Here is an 18,710-nt window from a genome sequence, read left to right as displayed (position 1 = left end):
ACCTGTTGACAGCAGTAAGCTGATGAATAACTGGACAGCCTGGGGGCATAGCTCAGCTGGGAGAGCGCTTGCATGGCATGCAAGAGGTCAGGAGTTCGATCCTCCTTGTCTCCACCATAACAAGGTTTTCAGTTTATCGCAATGGGGGCGTAGCTCAGCTGGGAGAGCACCTGCCTTGCAAGCAGGGGGTCAGGAGTTCGATTCTCCTCGTCTCCACCATTGAATATGACAGGACTTAGCGTTTCGCTAAGTCCTTTTTTGTTACTTAAAAAAATACGTTATTAATAAAATCAGAAAATTATTGACTTTCTTAAAACAGCGCGCTATAATAGAACCAAATAAAGGAACTGATTATTCTGAAAAGGTAATAGCTAGCCAACGGAGGGTCAGTTTCCTAATGTGTACACGAGCTTGATTAAGGAGGGGAGTCCGATGGGCCCGTAAGAGCACCCAAAAGGTAACCAAATGAAGACGAAAAAAGTAAATAGAGACGAATAGCAGTCAATGGATGAAACGCATCGTTGGCTGCTATTTTTCGTTTTGCTACAAGGTTGTAATATTGTAAAGCGAACTGCAGTTTTGAGATTGACACAGATTCGCAATTATATTAACATATATAACAATATACACAGGCACAGTGTACTATTGCTTTAGGTAGATTCAAAGGTATCAAGAAAGAAGGGGTTACGTTGGCATTCTATTTCAAAGAACCATCACACACTTTTGGCGAGTATTTGCTTGTTCCGGGATATTCTTCGGACAAATGCATTCCGAACAATGTATCGCTCAAGACTCCGCTGGTAAAGTTCAAAAAGGGTGAGGAGCCGAAAATCTCCATGAACATCCCGATGACTTCTGCTATCATGCAGGCGGTTTCGAACGACAAAATGGCAATCGCACTTGCTCAGGAGGGTGGCGTATCCTTCATTTATGGTTCGCAGACGATTGAAGAAGAAGCAGCAATGGTGGCTCGCGTCAAAAACTATAAATCCGGTTTTGTAAGCTCCGATTCGAATATCAAGCCGACGACGACGCTGGGTGAGATTTTGGATCTCCTGCAGAGAACGAGTCATTCTACGATGGCCGTTACTGAGGATGGTACGCCGGACGGTAAACTGCTGGGTATCGTTACGAGCCGTGACTATCGCGTTTCCCGCATGTCTTTGGACACGCAGGCAAAAGAATTCATGACCCCGTTTGATAAACTGGTTTATGCAAAAGCAGAGGAAGTAACAACGATCAGCCAGGCAAATGACATGATTTGGGAAAACAAACTCAACATGCTGCCAATCGTTGATAAAAATCAGCACCTCCGCTACATGGTATTCCGCAAGGATTACACCAGCGATAAGGAGCATGAACTGCAGCTCATCGACAAAAATAAACGCTACATAGTTGGTGCTGGTATCAACACGCGCGATTATGCCGAGCGCGTTCCCGCTCTCCTGAAGGCTGGTGCTGATGTACTTTGCATTGATTCTTCGGAAGGCTTCTCGGAGTGGCAGCGTATCACGCTGAAATACATCCATGAAAACTTTGGCGAAGATGTCAAAGTCGGTGCTGGCAACGTTGTTGATGGCGAAGGCTTCCGCTTCTTGGCTGAGGCTGGTGCAGACTTCATCAAAGTCGGTATCGGTGGCGGCTCCATCTGCATCACGCGTGAGACGAAAGGTATCGGCCGTGGTCAGGCTACGGCACTGATTGATGTCTGCCGTGAGCGCGATAAATACTATGAAGAGACGGGCATTTATATCCCAATCTGCTCGGATGGCGGTATCGTCCATGACTATCATATGACTTTGGCCCTGGCAATGGGCGCTGACTTCTTGATGCTTGGCCGTTATTTCTCCCGCTTCGACGAGAGCCCGACGGACAAAGTCAAAGTCAACGGCACCTACTATAAAGAGTATTGGGGCGAGGGTTCCAATCGTGCCCGCAACTGGATGCGTTATGACCTCGGCGGCGCTCGCAAACTTTCCTTCGAGGAAGGCGTTGACTCCTATGTACCGTATGCTGGTCCGCTCAAGGATAACGTTCAGACGACGCTCGCCAAGATTCGCAGCACGATGTGCAACTGCGGTTCGCTGAGCCTCCCGGAATTCCGTGATAAGGCAAAACTCACGCTGGTATCGGCTACGAGTATTGTCGAGGGCGGTTCTCATGACGTCATCCTCAGAGACCGTCTTGGCCGTGAGTAAGGTACAGAATACGATATTGTAAGTACATATTGGTTCATCTCGAACGGATTTCTTCGGAAATCCGTTCTTTTTCATAGGAATTTCAAGAAAAGCAGGATATAATAGTAGATAAGATAAAATTTTCGGGAGGCATTTAACATGCGCGTACTTTTAGCTGAGGATGATAAGCGGCTGGGAAAGCTGATTCAATACATGCTGGAGCAGAATGATATCCAGGTAGAGTGGGTAACGAATGGCAGCGATATTTATGAATATGCCAAGTACAGTGACTATGATATCCTAGTGCTGGATTGGATGATGCCGGGGGTGACTGGCGTGGAAGCTTGCAGCCGCCTGCGTCACGAAGGCTATGAGAAGGCAATCCTGATGCTGACGGCGCGCGATTCGGTAGAAGATCGTGTGACTGGACTTGATGCTGGTGCGGATGATTATTTGGTGAAGCCGTTTGAATTTGCCGAGCTGCTGGCGCGTCTGCGCGCTTTGGGCCGCCGCAGTACACAGAAAATCCAGCAGGATGTGGTCGAGGTCGGCGATTTTACCTTGAACCGCACGGCCAAGGTCCTCAAAAAAAAGGACGACGTCATTCAGTTGTCGCCGCGTGAGTTCCAGATTTTCGATCTGTTGGCTCAGAACATCGGTATTGTCGTTCCGCGTGATATCATTCTTGACCGCATTTGGGGGTTGGAATCGGATGTCAGCTCCAACAATATTGATTCGTATATGAAGATTTTGCGCAAAAAGCTTGACCTTGGTGATGGAGATACGATTATCAAGACGGTTCGTGGCGTTGGGTATAAGTTGGAGGCCCATAAGTAATGACAGAGAACCTTTTTGGTAAGAGCCGGCGAAAACTGACGATGCTGTATTCGCTGGTCATGATTATTTTTTTGGCTGTGCTGATTTTTGCCATGCACCAATCGATGGAATGGTCCATTCGCTCGGAACAGGCAAGGGAGCTTTGGGATACTGCTGATAATGTTGCCGAAGCCCAGAAATACCTCAATCAGCATCCGGAATTGGTCATCGATGATACGGTGGCCTATAAGAGTACGAATGACCGCTTGTTCTTTTACGTGTTCGATGACGATGGGCGGTTGTTGAATTTTGCCCGGGCATCTTTTCGCATTGAACCCTTTATCTTGGATGTCATGAATCAGTGGAATTCTGCGGAGGGGGAAGTGGCGGTCGTCACGAAACCGCGGGAAAATGGTCATAAGACGAAAATTATGATGACCATGCAGAAGATTGAGCAGCCGGGAATGACCTCACAGACGGTTTATGTCGGAAAAGATGTCACCGCGCTCTACAATGGTATGGAAAAAGCTACGACAATCATGGCTGGACTTGGTTTGCTGGCACTGATTGTCGCTACGATTGTCGGTCATATCCTTTCGGGCAAGGCGATGGTTCCGCTGAAAGCTGCCTATGAGAAACAGCGTCAGTTTGCCGCCGATGCCAGCCATGAGCTGCGTACGCCACTCGCGGTTGTCATGGCGTCGGCAGAACTTTTGCAGAATGATCCATCCATAAAGTCGCCGTTCCTCAAACAGGTCATTGAGGATGTACGGGATGAAGTCAAGAAAATGACGAAGCTTGTCGGGGACCTTTTAGTGGTTGCCCGCAGCGATAATAAGGCCTTGAAACTCAAGCCGTCGAAGTTTGATTTTGGTGCTGTGGTAGCACAGACAGCAAGGCTCATGGCACCGCTGGCAGAACAGAAAAAGATTACCCTCGTGGCGGAGCGTTTGCCTAAGGCGGTAATTCATGCCGATGAGCAAAAGATTCGCCAGCTGGTTCTGATTTTGGTGGACAATGCCGTGAAGTATACGCCGGAGGGCGGGACGGTAACCGTCGAGTTCCGCAAGGCGGAGAAGGGCAAGGTAAGCTTGGCGGTAGCTGATACGGGAATCGGAATATCGCCGGAAGATCAGGAAAAGGTCTTTGACCGCTTCTACCGCGTGGATAAGGCTCGCTCCCGTGAAATGGGAGGGAATGGCCTGGGACTGGCGATTGCTCAAGAGATTGTCAACCTCCACCAGGGGGATATTCGGATTGAAAGTGAGTTAGGCAAAGGTACGACCTTTATTGTCACGCTCAAGACGAAGGTCAAGGGGAAAGCAAAGCCACTCAATATGATTTAAAAAGAATAATTATCTAAAATATGTTAGCAGGATTTTTTCCTGAGGATAGCGAACTATAAGGTAGTTAGGTATGCGCAAGTTTTCGCAGCGGAGGTGTGTTCATGAAGCATGATGGTTTTGATGAACGCCTTGATGGAATTCTTGTACGGGCTGCCATTCGTCTTCAGGAGAGGATGAGGCTGGCGTATACTCGGGGGAACTTGTCTGCTTATCTGAATCGCATCGGATTAGGACAGCTTTTGGAGCCTTCGCTCTTGGCGCGCGGCAGCCTTTTGGAACTTCAGGATGAAGCGGTCGTCGCATTAGCCAGGGCTATCCGCAAGGCAAGATTAAGAGGGTATCTCAAGGATTTTCTGGAGCAGATTAATATGCTGGAGCTATTGGAGCACGGCAAGGGGGAGAATCTGCCCAAGCCTTCACACAAGCACGAGCATAAGGCGAAGAAGAAGAAATCCTATCTGAAAATGGTCGAGGGGGAAAATAAGCGTTCGGCTATGTCAGCAGCTGAGAAGAGGGAACTCCTGAAGAACTTCAAGGTAATTAAAACATGAAAAAGAGGACTGGTGACAGTCCTCTTTTCGTCTATTCGATGGTTTGGATGGTTTCGGTAATTTTTGCCAGCTGTTCTGCAGTGGGGATATTGGCGATGCGGATGCTGGGGAGGATGATTTCGATGCCAGCGGCTTTGAGCTCGGCTTCTACTTGAGCGATGCTTTGTCCGCCCCAGCCATAGGAACCAAAGGCGAAGCCAGCGTGATTTTTCGGGGCAAGTCCCTTGAGATAACACAGGAAGCTGGCGATGGTCGGCATCATCTGATTGTTGATGGTCGGGGAGCCGACGGCCAGGTATTTGCTGGTGAAGATGTCCGTGATGATATCCGAAAGAGGAGTTTTCTTGATGTCGTAGAAGGAACAAGGGATACCGCGCGTTTCGAAAGCTTCGGCGATGGTGCGGGCAATGGCTTCGGTGGAATGCCACATGCTGTCAAAGACGACAACGGCCCGATCCTTGACTTCACAGCGGGACCATTTTTGATAGCAGGCCATGATGGGGGAGATGTGCTTACGCCAGATAATGCCATGTCCGGTGGCCAGCTGCTCGATGTCGAGTCCGTTTAGTGCTTGGAGTGCTGTTTGTGCCTGTCGTCCGTAGAGCATGAGGATATTGGCATAATATTTCTTGGCTTCGTAGAGAACGGTGGAAAGGTCGTTTTCTTCATCGAAGCGTTGGCTGGAGGCAAGGTGCTGACCAAAGGCGTCGCTGCTGAATAGGATTTTTTCCTCGGGGCAATAGGTGACCATGCTGTCTGGCCAGTGAAGCATGGGGGTCGGTACGAATTGCAGGCTGCGTGCTCCGATGGAAAGAGAATCGCCAGCTTTTATGCCTTCGTAGGCGAGTTCTCCATAGCGGGCCTTGAGTCCTTTCAAGCCGTTGGGCAGAGTGGTGATAATCTTGGCCTTGGGACAGTGCTGGGAAAGAATGCCGAGGGATCCAGAATGGTCTGGCTCAGCATGATTGGAAATAATATAGTCAATGTTCGCAGGCTCTATGACCGAGGAAATCCGTTCGAGCAGTTCGGCTGCGAACTGCTCCTTTACGGTGTCAATCAGAGTGATTTTGTCATCGAGAATCAGGTAAGCGTTATAGGTCGTGCCTCGGCCGGTCTCGTAGCCGTGAAAACTGCGCATGGACCAGTCGATGGCACCAACCCAATAGATGTTCTTCTTGATTTCAACTGCTTTCATGGATATTGCCTCGCTTTCAACTCGGAAAATATACTATACCAAAATATTCTGCAAATGTATGCAATTACCTGCTCGGCGTGTTAAAATAAAGCTATCATGATAAGGTAAGGTGAAGGACCATGCGTCATAAGTTTCAGGATATGAGTAAAAAGCAGCAGCTCATCACGGCTGTGGTCTGTTTGGTGGTACTATTCGTTGCACTTTATGTTTATTTTGGCAATGCCAGGGATACGAAAAAGGTGATGCGGCATGGCAATCCGCTCGTTAAAGTTCAGAAGGTGGTGCGCCAGGATATGATGCGGCATATCGCCCTGTCGGGGCAGACGGTAGCCGATGCCAATATTCCGCTGGCGCCAAAATACACGGGACGCATTACAGCAATCCATGTCAAATTGGGAGATGTGGTCAAGGCTGGTCAGGTGCTTCTGGTTCAAGATACGGCGGATTTGGATATTTCCATCAATCAGAATGCGGCGGCAGCCAATGCGGCGCAGGCAGATGCCCGCGAGGCAGCTGCTTCCTACGATGCAAACTACATCAAGGCGAAAAATGCCTATGAGCTGGAACTGGCACGTTATCAGCGCAATCAGTATCTCTTTTCGATTGGCGCTATTTCGCAGGATAAACTCGATTCGGTGGAGCAGGAGTACATGGCCAGTAAAGCTGCTTTTGATGTATTGGCCAATCAGGTGCAGGGAGGCGATGCAGCCAGCGTTCAGTCCAAAGAATATACGGCCGAAAAACAGCGGCATGCCACGGACGCCTTGCGCAAACAGCGGGAGGATATGATTTTGCGAGCGCCGCGGGATGGTATCATCGGCTATCGGAACGCCGAAGTCGGAGCAATCGTATCGGCGGGCACGAAGGTGCTTTCTCTTGTGGACAACAGCCATATCAATGTCGACTGTACCCTTTCGGAAAGCGATGCGGCGATATTGGAACCGGGCATGGACGTCAATGTGACGATTGATGCGATGGGGCAGGACTATGTCGGACGGATTGTTTATGTGAGCCCTGCGATGGATGACAGTTCCAAGACGTATCAGGTGCGCATTGAACTTGATGAGAGCAAGGATGCCATTAAAGCCGGACTCTTTGCCCATACGGCGGTTGATATTCTTCAGCGGCGGGATACTCTGTTCGTTCCAAAGGCAGCGGTGCTTTCGAAAAATGGCAGACAGACGCTTTTTGTACTGCGTGACGATGGTACGGTCGAAGAGCGGGAGGTTAAAATTGGCCTTATGAATGATGAAGATGAAGAGATCCTCGATGGCTTGGAAGATGGCGATACGGTTATCCTGTCCAATCAGGACAAACTCCAGACCGGTACGAAGGTCGATGTAGCGGAGCAGGATGAGGCGGAGGCAGCAGCATGAATCTGACACGTTTTTCGATTAACCGACCCGTTGGCATTTCGATGATCGTCATGTTCTTTGTGGTGCTGGGACTGTACAGCTATTATCGCATTGGTGTCGAGCTGCTGCCGGCACTCAACACGCCTTATGTTACGGTGTCGGTAAAATATCCGGGAGCCAGTGCGGATTCTGTGGAACAGGAGATCGTTAAACCAGTAGAAGACGCGTTGTCCTCGGTGTCAAATGTCAAGAAGATCACGTCAACAGCTAGTTATGAGCGGGCACGCATCATGCTGGAGTTGAATTTTGATGCAAATGCCGATACGGCAGCGATCGATGCGACCAAGAAAGTCGAGGCCATCAAAAACAAATTGCCCGATGAGGCGGATTCGCCGGTCGTCATCAAGCGCGATATCAATGCCAAGCCGATCGTGGAACTGGCGGTCATCAGCCAGCATAGCTTAGCGGATACTTATTCCATGACGGACAATACTTTTCAAGAAGTCCTGCAGCAGGCCGGTGGTGTTTCGGAAATCGAGCTCCATGGTGGCCGGGACAAAGAGGTGGCGGTCGAAGTTGACCGCGACAAGATGGCCGCGTATAAGCTGACCCTCAGCAAGATCAGCTCGGCAATACGCAATGAAAACCAGTTGCTGCCATCCGGCTCAGTTTACACGGAGACGACGAAATCCGATGTCCGCGTTATTGCCCAATACAAGACGGCCAAGGACATCGAAAAAGTACAGGTGCAGAATACCGAAGGCAAGCTGATTCCGCTGACGGCAGTGGCAACTGTCCGGGAACAGGATGCGCGGATTGCCCGCTATGGCCGCCTCAATGGCGAGGATGCCATAAATGTGCTGGTGTATAAAAACAGTGATGCCAATGTGGTGGAGACTGCAGGCAATATCCTAAAAGCCGTGGAAAAAATGCGGAAGAATTATCCAGATTATCAGTTTGTGGTGGTTTCCAACGATGCCGATTATGTGGAGGATTCCCTTCATAATACATTGGGAACTTTGGTGGAAGGCCTCATAACGACGGGCTTGGTGTTGTTTTTGTTTTTGCGCGGCTGGCGTTCTACGGCGGCAGTTATGGTGGCGATTCCTACTTCGCTGATTGCCACGTTCTTCGTCATGTATATTGCGGGATTTACCTTCAATATGATGTCGTTGATGGGTATGACGCTTTGCGTTGGTATCTTGGTCGATGACTCCATCGTCGTGCTCGAAAATATCACACGCCATTTGAAGATGGGCGAGGAACCAAAACTCGCGGCGGAAAAGGGACGAAATGAAATCGGTATGGCGGCAATCGCCATAACGCTTTGCGATGCTGCGGTTTTCATGCCAATCGCGTTCATGGAAGGCATGACCGGTCAATATTTCCGTCAGTTTGGCCTGACCATTGTCTTTGCTGGATTTTTCTCGCTGTTTGTTTCGTTTACTTTGACGCCGATGCTGGCATCAAGGCTTTATAAACATGGCTATCATCCGCAAAAGACGAAGCTGTGGGATTACATGGATCGGTTGGAAAACAATGCGGTGGAATATTATGAGAAGATCCTGCGCTGGAGTCTGGGCCATCAAAAGAAATTAATCGGCATCATTACGGTGATTTTTATCGGAGTGGTCTCGATGGTTCCTTTGGGACTGGTGGGTTCTGAGTATATGCCACAGACGGATGAATCGAGTTTTACCATCAACATCCAGGGGCAGATTGGTTCTTCGGCGGAGGAGACCAACCGCATCGCCAAAAAACTGGAGGGGAAACTGGCGGAAATCCCGGAGGTCAAGAACTACATGACCCAGGCGGGTGGCTCTACCGCCTACGAAGGCCGTATCAAAGTCCAACTCTATGACCGCAAAGATCGGTCTCGTTCCGTATGGGAGGTAGCTAATGAAGTCCGCCGTTTTGCGGGGGGCATCAAGGAGGCCGACATCCGTGTGGCGGAGACGCAGAGTAATGTAGCGGGAATCTCAGGCGGCGGTGGTGCCCGGAATGGCGGTGGCGCCCTGCAGATTGAACTTCGCGGCAACAATACGGAGGAATTAAACGCAGCTGCTGAGCGCGTTATGAATATCTTGAAATCCGATGTCAAAGGGGTTACGGATATTAACAGCTCCTATACGGAAGGCATGCCCGAGCTGCAATTGACCGTTGATCGTCAAAAACTGAAGACCTATGGTACTTCGCTGGCTGACGTCGATACGGCTTTTGCGTCGGCGATTTCGGGATTGTCGGCTGGCGAGCTGAAAAATGACGCGGCCAATAGTGGGCTGGATACCAATATCAAAGTCCGTTTTAAAGGAGCGGATGGCTATAAGCCGTCCGATGTTGCGCATGTGCCGATTTCTGCTGGTGGCAAGCTCATTTATCTGGGTGATGTGGCTGAGATAAAGAACGGCCGTGGGCCGGTGTCCATACGCCGGGTGGATAAGCAGCGGGCTATCGCTATTGGTGCCAACATCAGCGGCCGGCCAATTGGCGATGTGATGCGTGATGTAAAAAAAGCCATGAAGAAGGCCAGCCTTGGCGATACGGTTACGTATCAATTCAAGGGGCAGGCAACCCGGATGAACGATACCTTTTCCGATCTTTTGAGTGCGCTGTTCCTGGCTTTGGTGCTCATCTATATGCTGCTGGCGGTGCTTTATGAGTCGGTTATCACGCCGTTCATCCGCATGTTTTCCTTGCCGCTTGGCATCATCGGCTCGATTCTGATGCTATTCATCACCCATAATACGTTGAACCTCTATTCGATGATTGGCATCTTGGTCATGGATGGTATCGTGGCAAAGAATGGCACCTTGCTGATTGATTACACGCTGACCTTGATGGACCGTGGGAGAACTGCATTAGAAGCCATTATTGAAGCAGGGCGGGTGAGACTCAAGCCAATCTTTATGACCACCATCACGATGATGGTTGGCATGTTGCCGACGGCATTGGCTATGACCGCAGGTTCGGAGACACGCGTGTCCATGGCTTGGGTTATCATCGGTGGTCTTTTGACCTCGACCGTGTTTACGCTCATCATCATTCCAATAATTTTTTTGTGGTTTTATCAAAAAAAGGAAAAAAAGACTTGCATTAATTCAGAGACTGCGTTATAATAGTTTCTGTTGTCGGGATGTGGCACAGTTTGGTAGCGCGCTTCGTTCGGGACGAAGAGGCCGCAGGTTCGAATCCTGTCATCCCGACCATTATAACGACAATACAAAAGACCAGCTCAGTGAGCTGGTCTTTTTTCATCTGCATAATCAATAGTCACGTACATTCTTGTCGCCAATAAAGCGGATAAACATATCTGGTGCAATAATTTCATCATCTAATTGAATCAAGGCTTTATGCAGATGGATGGAGACGAAGCGGCCATCGTGTTCATGTTCAATTTCATCGGCAAATTCTTCTTCATAGTGTTCCTTGAAAGTCTGGGCAGTGCTTTTGCTGGACGATACGTTGAGGATACTTGTGTAGACGTTTTCCTGCCCTTTTCCGTACTCGACTTTGAGGATGACATAGATAGCCATGTTCTTGATCATAGGTCGCCACACTCCTTGCTTTATCCCACAATTGCCTATTGGTCCCTATCAATGCTTATTTATTCGACGTGCTATAGTGGAATCCTGCTTACAGCATTACAAAATTTATATTTGCTTCTGTCCTTTAGTGTGGTATAATACAACAGTATGTTTATCCAGAGAAAACAATTTGAGGAGTGATTGTGTGGGAATTTTTCGCACAAAAAGCATTGCCGAGTATCAAAGTGATGCGTCAAAATCCCATCTGAAGCGGGCTTTGGGCTCACTTGATGTTACGCTTTTAGGTATTGGTGTTATTGTGGGAACGGGAATCTTCGTGCTCACAGGCGTTGCGGCGGCCAAATATGCCGGACCGGCACTGATGCTTTCTTTTTTGCTGGCGAGTCTTGCTTGTGGCTTCGTCAGCATGGCCTATTCGGAATTGGCATCGATGATTCCCGTGGCGGGCAGTGCCTATGCCTATGCTTATACGTCCGTTGGCGAATTCCTGGCATGGCTAGTAGGGTGGAACCTCGTGCTGGAATATTCGGTGGGTGCAAGTGCGGTGGCTGGCGGCTGGTCGGCTTATGTCGTGGGCCTTTTGAAGTCGGCCGGGATTACCCTGCCCGCGCAGTATACGATGGTGCCGGCTGAAGGGGGCATCGTGAATTTGCCTGCCGTGCTCATCACGGGCTTTTTAACGTTTTTGCTCGTGCGCGGCGTGAGGGAAAGTGTTACGGTCAACAAGATTCTCGTTGGGGTCAAGCTGCTGGCAATCTTTATTTTCTTGTTCCTGGCTGCGCCTACGGTGAATCCTGCCAATTGGGAACCCTTTATGCCCTTCGGCTTTTCTGGTGTATCGGCTGGAGCTGCCGTAATCATCTTTGCGTATCTCGGTGTCGATTCGATTGCAACAGCGGCGGAAGAGACCAAGAACCCGGCACATGATATGCCGACCGGCATCATCGCCTCGCTTTTGATCTGCACGCTTTTGTATATCGGGGTAACAGCAGTTATGACGGGAAATGTTTCCTATACCGAACTTGACAACGCGGAGCCCGTGGCTTTCGTGCTCCGGGAACTTGGGTACCGGTTCGGTTCGGCTGTAGTGGGTACCGGTGCTATTGCCGGGCTTACTACGGTGCTGCTCGTCATGATGTATGCCCAGACCCGTGCGTTCTATGCGATGAGCCGTGACGGCTTGATTCCCAAGAGCGTTTGCAAGGTTCATCCGAAATACGCCACACCGCATCGCATCACGGTCATTGTTGGCCTGGCGGTCATGCTTATCAGTGGCTTTACGCCCATCAATGTAGTCGCTGAGATGTGCAGCGTCGGAACGCTCTTTGCCTTTATCGTTTCGTCAATCGGTGTCATGGTTATGCGCCGGAAATATCCGGACATCAAGCGGCCGTTCCGCTGCCCGGCTATCTACGTCATGGGGACGCTGGCTATTGCAAGCTGCGCCTACATCATGTACAATCTTTCCTCCATGACCTGGGAGCGTTTCTGGGTGTGGAGTGCTGTAGGTGTTTTGATTTACTTCGCCTATGGATATCGGCACAGCAAAGAAAATGTATAAAAGCCTTTCCTCTGGGGGAAGGTGACAGACGAAGCCTGACGGATGAGGTGTATATCTCATCCGTTTTTTGCTATTTGTAAACATGTAACATAATATTTACATTTGTCCATTTACGATATATAATGTTATTTACGTGGGGATATACGCAAAATTTATTATGTTATTATCTTCAGTAACATAGATTACTGACCACGACGCGATTTTCGCGTTATCCTAGCTATATATTGCAATTCTATATTAATAGAGGGGAGCAAACAAAACATGAGCAAACAGATGAAAACGATGGACGGCAACCAGGCTGCCGCCTACATCTCCTATGCTTTCACGGACGTTGCGGCAATCTATCCGATTACGCCGTCTTCTCCGATGGCTGAGCATGTGGACGAGGATGCGGCCAAAGGCAAGAAAAACCTTTTCGGTCAGACGGTCCGTGTCATCGAGTTGCAGTCCGAGGCTGGCGCAGCAGGTGCCGTTCACGGTTCCCTGCAAGCTGGTGCGCTGACGACTACCTATACGGCATCCCAGGGCTTCCTGCTGATGATTCCAAATCTTTATAAAGTAGCCGGTGAGCTGCTGCCGGGCGTGTTCCATGTATCGGCACGTGCACTGGCCGCTAACTCGCTGAACATCTTTGGCGACCACCAGGATGTCATGGCAGCCCGCCAGACGGGCTGCGCTATGCTGGCTGAGGCAAGCGTACAGGAGGTCATGGACCTTTCGGCCGTGGCACATCTCGTTGCCATCAAGGGCCGCGTTCCGTTCATCAACTTCTTCGACGGCTTCCGCACGTCCCATGAAATCCAGAAAATCGAAATGGTCGACTACGAGGACCTCTCGAAGATTCTCGATTGGGATGCGGTGAAAGAATTCCGCCGCCGTGCTTTGAACCCGGATCATCCGGTTATCCGCGGTACGGCAACGAACCCGGATGTATACTTCCAGAGCCGCGAAGCTTCCAATGAATACTATCAGGCGCTGCCGGATCTCGTCGAAGAAGCCATGGCTGACATGGCAAAAATCACGGGCCGTGAGCATCATCTCTTCGACTACTATGGTGCCGAGGATGCAGACCGCATCATCATCGCTATGGGTTCGGTTTGCCAGGCAGTCCAGGAGACGGTCGACTACCTCAACCAGAACGGTGAGAAAGTCGGTCTCATGAACGTTCATCTCTATCGTCCGTTCTCCCTCAAGCACTTCTTCCAGTTCCTGCCGAAGACGGTCAAGAAAGTTGCTGTCCTCGACCATACGAAAGAGCCGGGTTCGCTGGGCGAGCCGCTCTACCTCGATGTCAAGGCTGCGTTCTACAACTCCGACATGAATCCGATTATCATCGGCGGCCGTTTCGGTCTCGGCGGCAAAGATACGACGCCGGATCAGATTTTTGCGGTATTCGAGGAACTCAAGAAAGATGCGCCGAAAGATGGCTTTACCATCGGTATCGAGGACGATGTCACGAACACGAGCCTCGCACCGGTCATGAGCGATGTTGACCTGACGCCGGCAGGCACGACGGCTTGCAAGTTCTGGGGTCTCGGTTCTGACGGTACGGTTGGCGCCAACAAGAGTGCCATCAAGATCATCGGCGACAAGACCGATATGTATGCCCAGGCATACTTTGCCTATGACTCCAAGAAATCCGGCGGTATCACGATGAGCCATCTGCGCTTCGGCAAGCAGCCAATCAACAGCCCGTATCTCATCAACAAGGCAGACTTCATTTCCTGCTCACAGCAGTCCTATGTCTATAAATACGATCTGCTGGCAGGCCTCAAGAAGGGCGGCAAGTTCCTGCTGAACACAACTTGGTCGGATGAAGAGCTCACGAAACATCTGCCGGCTTACATGAAACGTTTCATTGCCAAGAACAACATCGAGTTCTACACGGTCAACGCCGTAGATATCGCGAAAGAACTTGGCCTTGGCGGCCGTTTCAACATGGTTATGCAGTCTGCATTCTTCAAGATTGCAAACATCATTCCTATCGATACGGCTGTGGACTACCTCAAGGATGCTGTCGTTAAATCCTACGGCAAGAAGGGCCAGAAGATTGTCGATATGAACAATGGTGCCATCGACAAAGGTATTGAGGCCCTGCATCGCGTAGACGTACCGGCAGACTGGGCGAATGCCGAGGATGAGGCAGTAGAGAAGAAGAACGCTCCGGCCTTCATCACGGAGATTCAGGATGTCATGAATCGTCAGGAAGGCGACAAGCTGCCGGTTTCCAAATTCGCTGGCGAGATGGCTGACGGCACGTTCCCGCTCGGTGGCACGGCCTATGAGAAACGCGGCACGGCGATCAGCGTTCCGGTATGGGATGCGGAAAAGTGCATTGGCTGCAACAAGTGCTCCTATGTCTGCCCGCATGCTACGATCCGTCCGGTACTGACAACGGAAGAAGAGCTCGCAGCAGCTCCGGAAGGATTCCCGTCCAAGAAGACGAAAGCCATCAAGGACTACAACTTCACGGTGGCAGTATCCACGATGGACTGCCTCGGCTGCGGCAACTGTGCGCAGGTCTGCCCGGTCAAGGCGCTCGATATGAAGCCGCTTGACGATGAGCTCAAGGCGCAGCAGGTATACTTCGATTATGGTGTCGATGCAGCGAAGGTTGCACCGAAGAAGAACCCGATGAAGAAAGAAACGGTTCTCGGCTCCCAGTTCGAACAGCCGCTGTTCGAATTCTCCGGTGCTTGCGCTGGCTGCGGCGAGACGCCGTATGCAAAACTTCTGACGCAGCTCTTCGGCGATCGCATGATGGTAGCTAACGCTACAGGCTGCTCCTCCATCTGGGGCGGCAGTGCTCCGGCTATGCCGTACACGAAGAACCACAAGGGCCATGGCCCGGCTTGGGCAAACTCCCTGTTCGAGGATAATGCAGAGTTCGGCCTCGGTATGTTCCTCGGCACGAAATCGGTCCGCGACAGCCTGGCAGCTGATGCCAAGGCAGCCGTTGAGGCTGGCAAGGGCAGCGCGGACCTGCAGGCCGCTCTGACCGACTGGGTCGAGAACCTCAACAACGGCAACGGTACGCGTGAGCGCGCTGATAAGCTCGCAGATCTGCTCGAAGCAGAAAAAGGCAGCGATGAGCTGCTGAACAAGCTCTATGAGAACAAAGACTACTTCGTCAAACGTTCGCAGTGGATTTTCGGCGGCGACGGCTGGGCTTACGATATCGGCTACGGCGGTGTCGACCATGTCCTCGCATCGGGCGAAGACGTCAACGTATTCGTATTCGATACCGAGGTTTACTCCAACACGGGCGGCCAGGCATCGAAAGCTACGCCGGCCGCAGCTATCGCTCAGTTCGCAGCAGCTGGTAAGAAGACGAAGAAAAAAGACCTCGGCATGATGGCTCGTACCTATGGCTATGTCTATGTCGCACAGGTCGCTATGGGCGCTGACCAGAATCAGCTTCTCAAAGCAATCACCGAAGCTGAGGCATATCCAGGCCCGTCCCTTATCATTGCCTATGCACCGTGCATCAACCACGGCATCCGCAAAGGCATGGGCTGCAGCCAGCTCGAGGCAAAACTCGCTGTCGAGTGCGGCTACTGGGCAAACTACCGCTACAACCCGCAGCTCGTCGGCACGGATAAGAATCCGTTCAGCCTCGACTCTAAAGAGCCGGACTTCGACAAGTTCCAGGAATTCCTCATGGGCGAGAACCGCTACATCAACCTCAAGCGCTCCTTCCCAGAGGCAGCAGAGGCTCTCTTCGAGAAGACGCAGAACGATGCGAAGACCCGCTATGAAGGCTACAAAGCTTTGGCTGGTAAATAATCCAATATATAACGTATGAAATGCGAGCCCGCTCTCTAAGGATGAGAACGGGCTCGTTTTTTGTTAAAATTTTTGGGATTGGTTGCTTTTTGACCGGTCACTTCATGTATTCCTATAGAGGGATATTTTTCTCGATCGATAGGAGGAATACTATGAAAAAATATGGGTACATTCGGGTGTCTAGCATAGACCAGAATGAATCAAGGCAAATGAAGGCGATGGAAGAATTGAACATTGCGAAGGATAAGATCTACATCGACAAGCAGTCGGGGAAGGATTTCCATCGTCAAAACTATCAAAAGCTGCTACATCAGCTGATGCCGGGAGATTTACTCTATATCCTTAGCATTGACCGGCTGGGCCGTAATTATCGGGAGATTCAGAAACAATGGCGCTATCTGACCGAAGAACGCCAGATTGACATCTGTGTCATCGATATGCCGCTTTTGGATACTCGCCGATATAAAGACCTGCTGGGGACGTTCATTTCAGATCTCGTCTTGCAAGTGCTGTCCTTCGTGGCAGAATCTGAGCGCGATAACATCCGCAAACGGCAGGCTCAGGGCATCGCTGTGGCGAAAGCCAAAGGAATCCGTTTTGGCCGCCCAGAAGCGAAGATGCCGAAAAACTTCCAACAACTAGTCATCAAATGGCGTAACAACAAAATCACATGTGAAGAGATTTTGCAAATATGTCAAATAAGTAAAGCGACATTCTATCGAAGAGTTCGCGAAATGGAAATAAGTTAACAAATAACGTAACAAAAACTTGAACTTGTTTAGTTATTGCGCTATTATTTAAAGTGAAAAGGAGGGAAAGCGAAATGATAACCGAAGAACTTGTTGAATTAACAAAGTGGATTTTAGAAAAAAAGACAGAAAGACAGGATTTAGAAATCAAAACAGCTCATGGCGGTTGTCCCAAACGGCTTTATGATACATTGTCTAGCTTTTCCAATCAAGATGGCGGCGGTATTCTCTTTTTTGGGATAGATGAAAAAGAAGGATTTAAGTTATCGGGAGTATATGACTTGCAGGATTTGCAGAAAAAAGTAGTGGAACAGTGTAATCAGATGGTTCCGCCTGTACGGGCCGTTTTTACGGTAGCGGAGGTAAACGGTTTTGATGTGTGTTCGGCAGAAATTCCCGGTTTGGAGTTATCAGAACGTCCTTGTTATTACAAAGGGGCAGGGCGTCTAAAGGGAGCTTACACCCGCGTGGGCGATGCCGATATGGTAATGACGGAGTATGAACTGTATAGTTACGAAGCATTTCGTAAACATCTTCATGATGACGAGCGTCCTGTTGAACGGGCAATTATCGAGGATTTAGATGCACGAATGCTGAATTCTTACATGCAGGAAAAAAAGGCAGAGCGTCCTGGGTTTGCTCAACTGACTGATGCACGGGCCTATGAATTAATGGATATTCTGCGTGATGGTAAGCCAACTTTGGCTGCTGTTATGAATATGGGAATCTATCCGCAGGGATTTATGCCGCAGCTTTGTATCACGGCAGTGGTAGTTCCTGGGGAGAATATTGGCGATACGGATGACCACGATATTCGATTTAGTGATAATAAGCGAATTGAGGGAACCTTAGCCGAGCAGGTCCGTGAAGCAATAGCTTTTTGCAAACGAAATATGAAGACCAAAACGGTCATCGATAAGCAAACTGGCGAGCGCAGGGATATTGATGAATATCCCGTAGCAGCAATCCGAGAAGCAATTCTAAATGCGGTAATCCATCGAGACTATAGTATCTATACAGAGGGGACTCCGATACAAGTGGTTATGTATCGAAATCGGTTGGAGGTTCACAGTCCGGGAAATTTATATGGGCGGATGACCGTAGACCAATTGGGGGTGGCTAAACCAGACCTCCGAAATCCTGCTTTAGCGACGATGACCGAAGCATTGACTCGGGCCGAAAATCGTTACTCAGGGATACCGACGATGCGAAGAGAGATGAAGCTCAGTGGATTGCCAGAGCCTGTTTTTGAAAATCGCCGAAATGAATTTGTCGTGACGTTCTATAACACGCAGGAGCAACAGGAAAATACAGCGGAGAATACACCGGAATCGGTAAAAGCTTCTCTGTTGGATTTTTGCCGAACGCCACGTACAAGAGCAGAACTTAAAGACTACATGAATATAAGTACGTTCACGTATATCTATAATCGGTATATAGTGCCATTGGTTGAAGCTGGTCAGTTGGAACTCACTTTGCCAGACAAACCACGAAGCAGAAATCAGCGCTATCGGACCATACAATAAAATAAGGGATAAAAAGCCAGCCACACAGGTTACTACATAGTTTCCTGTGTGGCTGGCTTTTCTTTTGCGTTATGGAAATTGTCTCATAAAGTGTACTTTTTGA

The 18,710-nt window shown here is 49.8% G+C and carries 12 protein-coding genes and 3 tRNA genes; 13 read left to right on the top strand and 2 right to left on the bottom strand.

The window, feature by feature from the left end; translation table 11 throughout:
• Window positions 1-41: 41 nt before the first annotated feature.
• The 6 genes from T504_RS0109075 (at window position 42) to T504_RS0109050 (ending at window position 4,890) form a co-directional block, all read left to right on the top strand.
• Window positions 42-117: transfer RNA gene (locus T504_RS0109075), tRNA-Ala, on the top strand.
• A gap of 26 nt (window positions 118-143) precedes the next feature.
• A tRNA-Ala gene (locus T504_RS0109070) sits at window positions 144-219 on the top strand.
• A 470-nt stretch (window positions 220-689) separates the two neighbouring features.
• A complete protein-coding gene (locus T504_RS0109065; RefSeq protein WP_033170764.1) occupies window positions 690-2,198 on the top strand; it encodes an IMP dehydrogenase in 1,509 nt (502 codons plus the stop codon).
• A gap of 138 nt (window positions 2,199-2,336) precedes the next feature.
• Window positions 2,337-3,014, top strand: coding sequence for a response regulator transcription factor (locus T504_RS0109060; protein ID WP_033170763.1), 678 nt, complete (start codon window positions 2,337-2,339; stop codon window positions 3,012-3,014).
• Complete coding sequence (locus T504_RS0109055; protein ID WP_033170762.1) at window positions 3,014-4,339, top strand: sensor histidine kinase; 1,326 nt, start codon at window positions 3,014-3,016, stop codon at window positions 4,337-4,339. Before T504_RS0109060 ends, T504_RS0109055 begins: the two co-directional genes overlap by 1 nt.
• A 101-nt stretch (window positions 4,340-4,440) precedes the next feature.
• The gene (locus tag T504_RS0109050; RefSeq protein ID WP_033170761.1) at window positions 4,441-4,890 is read left to right on the top strand and encodes a hypothetical protein; all 450 of its coding nucleotides are present in this window, start codon (window positions 4,441-4,443) and stop codon (window positions 4,888-4,890) included.
• Between the two features lie 31 nt (window positions 4,891-4,921).
• Here T504_RS0109050 and T504_RS0109045 read toward each other — a convergent pair whose 3' ends face one another.
• Complete coding sequence (locus T504_RS0109045; protein WP_033170760.1) at window positions 4,922-6,085, bottom strand: FprA family A-type flavoprotein; 1,164 nt, start codon at window positions 6,083-6,085, stop codon at window positions 4,922-4,924.
• Between the two features lie 119 nt (window positions 6,086-6,204).
• Between T504_RS0109045 and T504_RS0109040 the strand changes: the two genes are divergently transcribed.
• From T504_RS0109040 to T504_RS0109030, 3 genes are all read left to right on the top strand, one after another.
• The gene (locus tag T504_RS0109040; RefSeq protein ID WP_033170759.1) at window positions 6,205-7,461 is read left to right on the top strand and encodes an efflux RND transporter periplasmic adaptor subunit; all 1,257 of its coding nucleotides are present in this window, start codon (window positions 6,205-6,207) and stop codon (window positions 7,459-7,461) included.
• A complete protein-coding gene (locus T504_RS0109035; RefSeq protein ID WP_033170758.1) occupies window positions 7,458-10,556 on the top strand; it encodes an efflux RND transporter permease subunit in 3,099 nt (1,032 codons plus the stop codon). Before T504_RS0109040 ends, T504_RS0109035 begins: the two co-directional genes overlap by 4 nt.
• A 13-nt stretch (window positions 10,557-10,569) precedes the next feature.
• Window positions 10,570-10,646, top strand: a tRNA-Pro gene (locus T504_RS0109030).
• Window positions 10,647-10,703: 57 nt separating this feature from the next.
• Here T504_RS0109030 and T504_RS0109025 read toward each other — a convergent pair.
• Window positions 10,704-10,985: a hypothetical protein gene (locus T504_RS0109025; RefSeq protein WP_033170757.1), complete on the bottom strand. Its 282-nt coding sequence runs from the start codon at window positions 10,983-10,985 to the stop codon at window positions 10,704-10,706.
• Between the two features lie 184 nt (window positions 10,986-11,169).
• Between T504_RS0109025 and T504_RS0109020 the strand changes: the two genes are divergently transcribed.
• From T504_RS0109020 to T504_RS0109005, 4 genes are all read left to right on the top strand, one after another.
• Window positions 11,170-12,546: an amino acid permease gene (locus tag T504_RS0109020; protein ID WP_033170756.1), complete on the top strand. Its 1,377-nt coding sequence runs from the start codon at window positions 11,170-11,172 to the stop codon at window positions 12,544-12,546.
• Between the two features lie 261 nt (window positions 12,547-12,807).
• The gene (nifJ, locus tag T504_RS0109015) at window positions 12,808-16,332 is read left to right on the top strand and encodes a pyruvate:ferredoxin (flavodoxin) oxidoreductase (RefSeq protein WP_033170755.1); all 3,525 of its coding nucleotides are present in this window, start codon (window positions 12,808-12,810) and stop codon (window positions 16,330-16,332) included.
• Between the two features lie 152 nt (window positions 16,333-16,484).
• Window positions 16,485-17,081, top strand: coding sequence for a recombinase family protein (locus tag T504_RS0109010; protein WP_033170754.1), 597 nt, complete (start codon window positions 16,485-16,487; stop codon window positions 17,079-17,081).
• Between the two features lie 74 nt (window positions 17,082-17,155).
• The gene (locus T504_RS0109005) at window positions 17,156-18,607 is read left to right on the top strand and encodes an ATP-binding protein (protein ID WP_033170753.1); all 1,452 of its coding nucleotides are present in this window, start codon (window positions 17,156-17,158) and stop codon (window positions 18,605-18,607) included.
• Window positions 18,608-18,710: the final 103 nt, after the last annotated feature.

The sequence above is a fragment of the Selenomonas sp. ND2010 genome (assembly GCF_000702005.1).
GTDB lineage: Bacteria > Bacillota > Negativicutes > Selenomonadales > Selenomonadaceae > Selenomonas_A.
This window is presented reverse-complemented; position numbering and strand designations above follow the sequence as displayed.

Excerpts from the sequence above, each read along its gene's own strand:
- T504_RS0109060 (WP_033170763.1), top strand. The coding sequence starts at position 2,337 with ATGCGCGTACTTTTAGCTGAGGATGATAAGCGGCTGGGAAAGCTGATT.
- T504_RS0109055 (WP_033170762.1), top strand. The coding sequence starts at position 3,014 with ATGACAGAGAACCTTTTTGGTAAGAGCCGGCGAAAACTGACGATGCTG.
- T504_RS0109050 (WP_033170761.1), top strand. The coding sequence starts at position 4,441 with ATGAAGCATGATGGTTTTGATGAACGCCTTGATGGAATTCTTGTACGG.
- T504_RS0109045 (WP_033170760.1), bottom strand. The coding sequence starts at position 6,085 with ATGAAAGCAGTTGAAATCAAGAAGAACATCTATTGGGTTGGTGCCATC.
- T504_RS0109040 (WP_033170759.1), top strand. The coding sequence starts at position 6,205 with ATGCGTCATAAGTTTCAGGATATGAGTAAAAAGCAGCAGCTCATCACG.
- T504_RS0109035 (WP_033170758.1), top strand. The coding sequence starts at position 7,458 with ATGAATCTGACACGTTTTTCGATTAACCGACCCGTTGGCATTTCGATG.
- T504_RS0109025 (WP_033170757.1), bottom strand. The coding sequence starts at position 10,985 with ATGATCAAGAACATGGCTATCTATGTCATCCTCAAAGTCGAGTACGGA.
- nifJ (WP_033170755.1), top strand. The coding sequence starts at position 12,808 with ATGAGCAAACAGATGAAAACGATGGACGGCAACCAGGCTGCCGCCTAC.
- T504_RS0109010 (WP_033170754.1), top strand. The coding sequence starts at position 16,485 with ATGAAAAAATATGGGTACATTCGGGTGTCTAGCATAGACCAGAATGAA.
- T504_RS0109005 (WP_033170753.1), top strand. The coding sequence starts at position 17,156 with ATGATAACCGAAGAACTTGTTGAATTAACAAAGTGGATTTTAGAAAAA.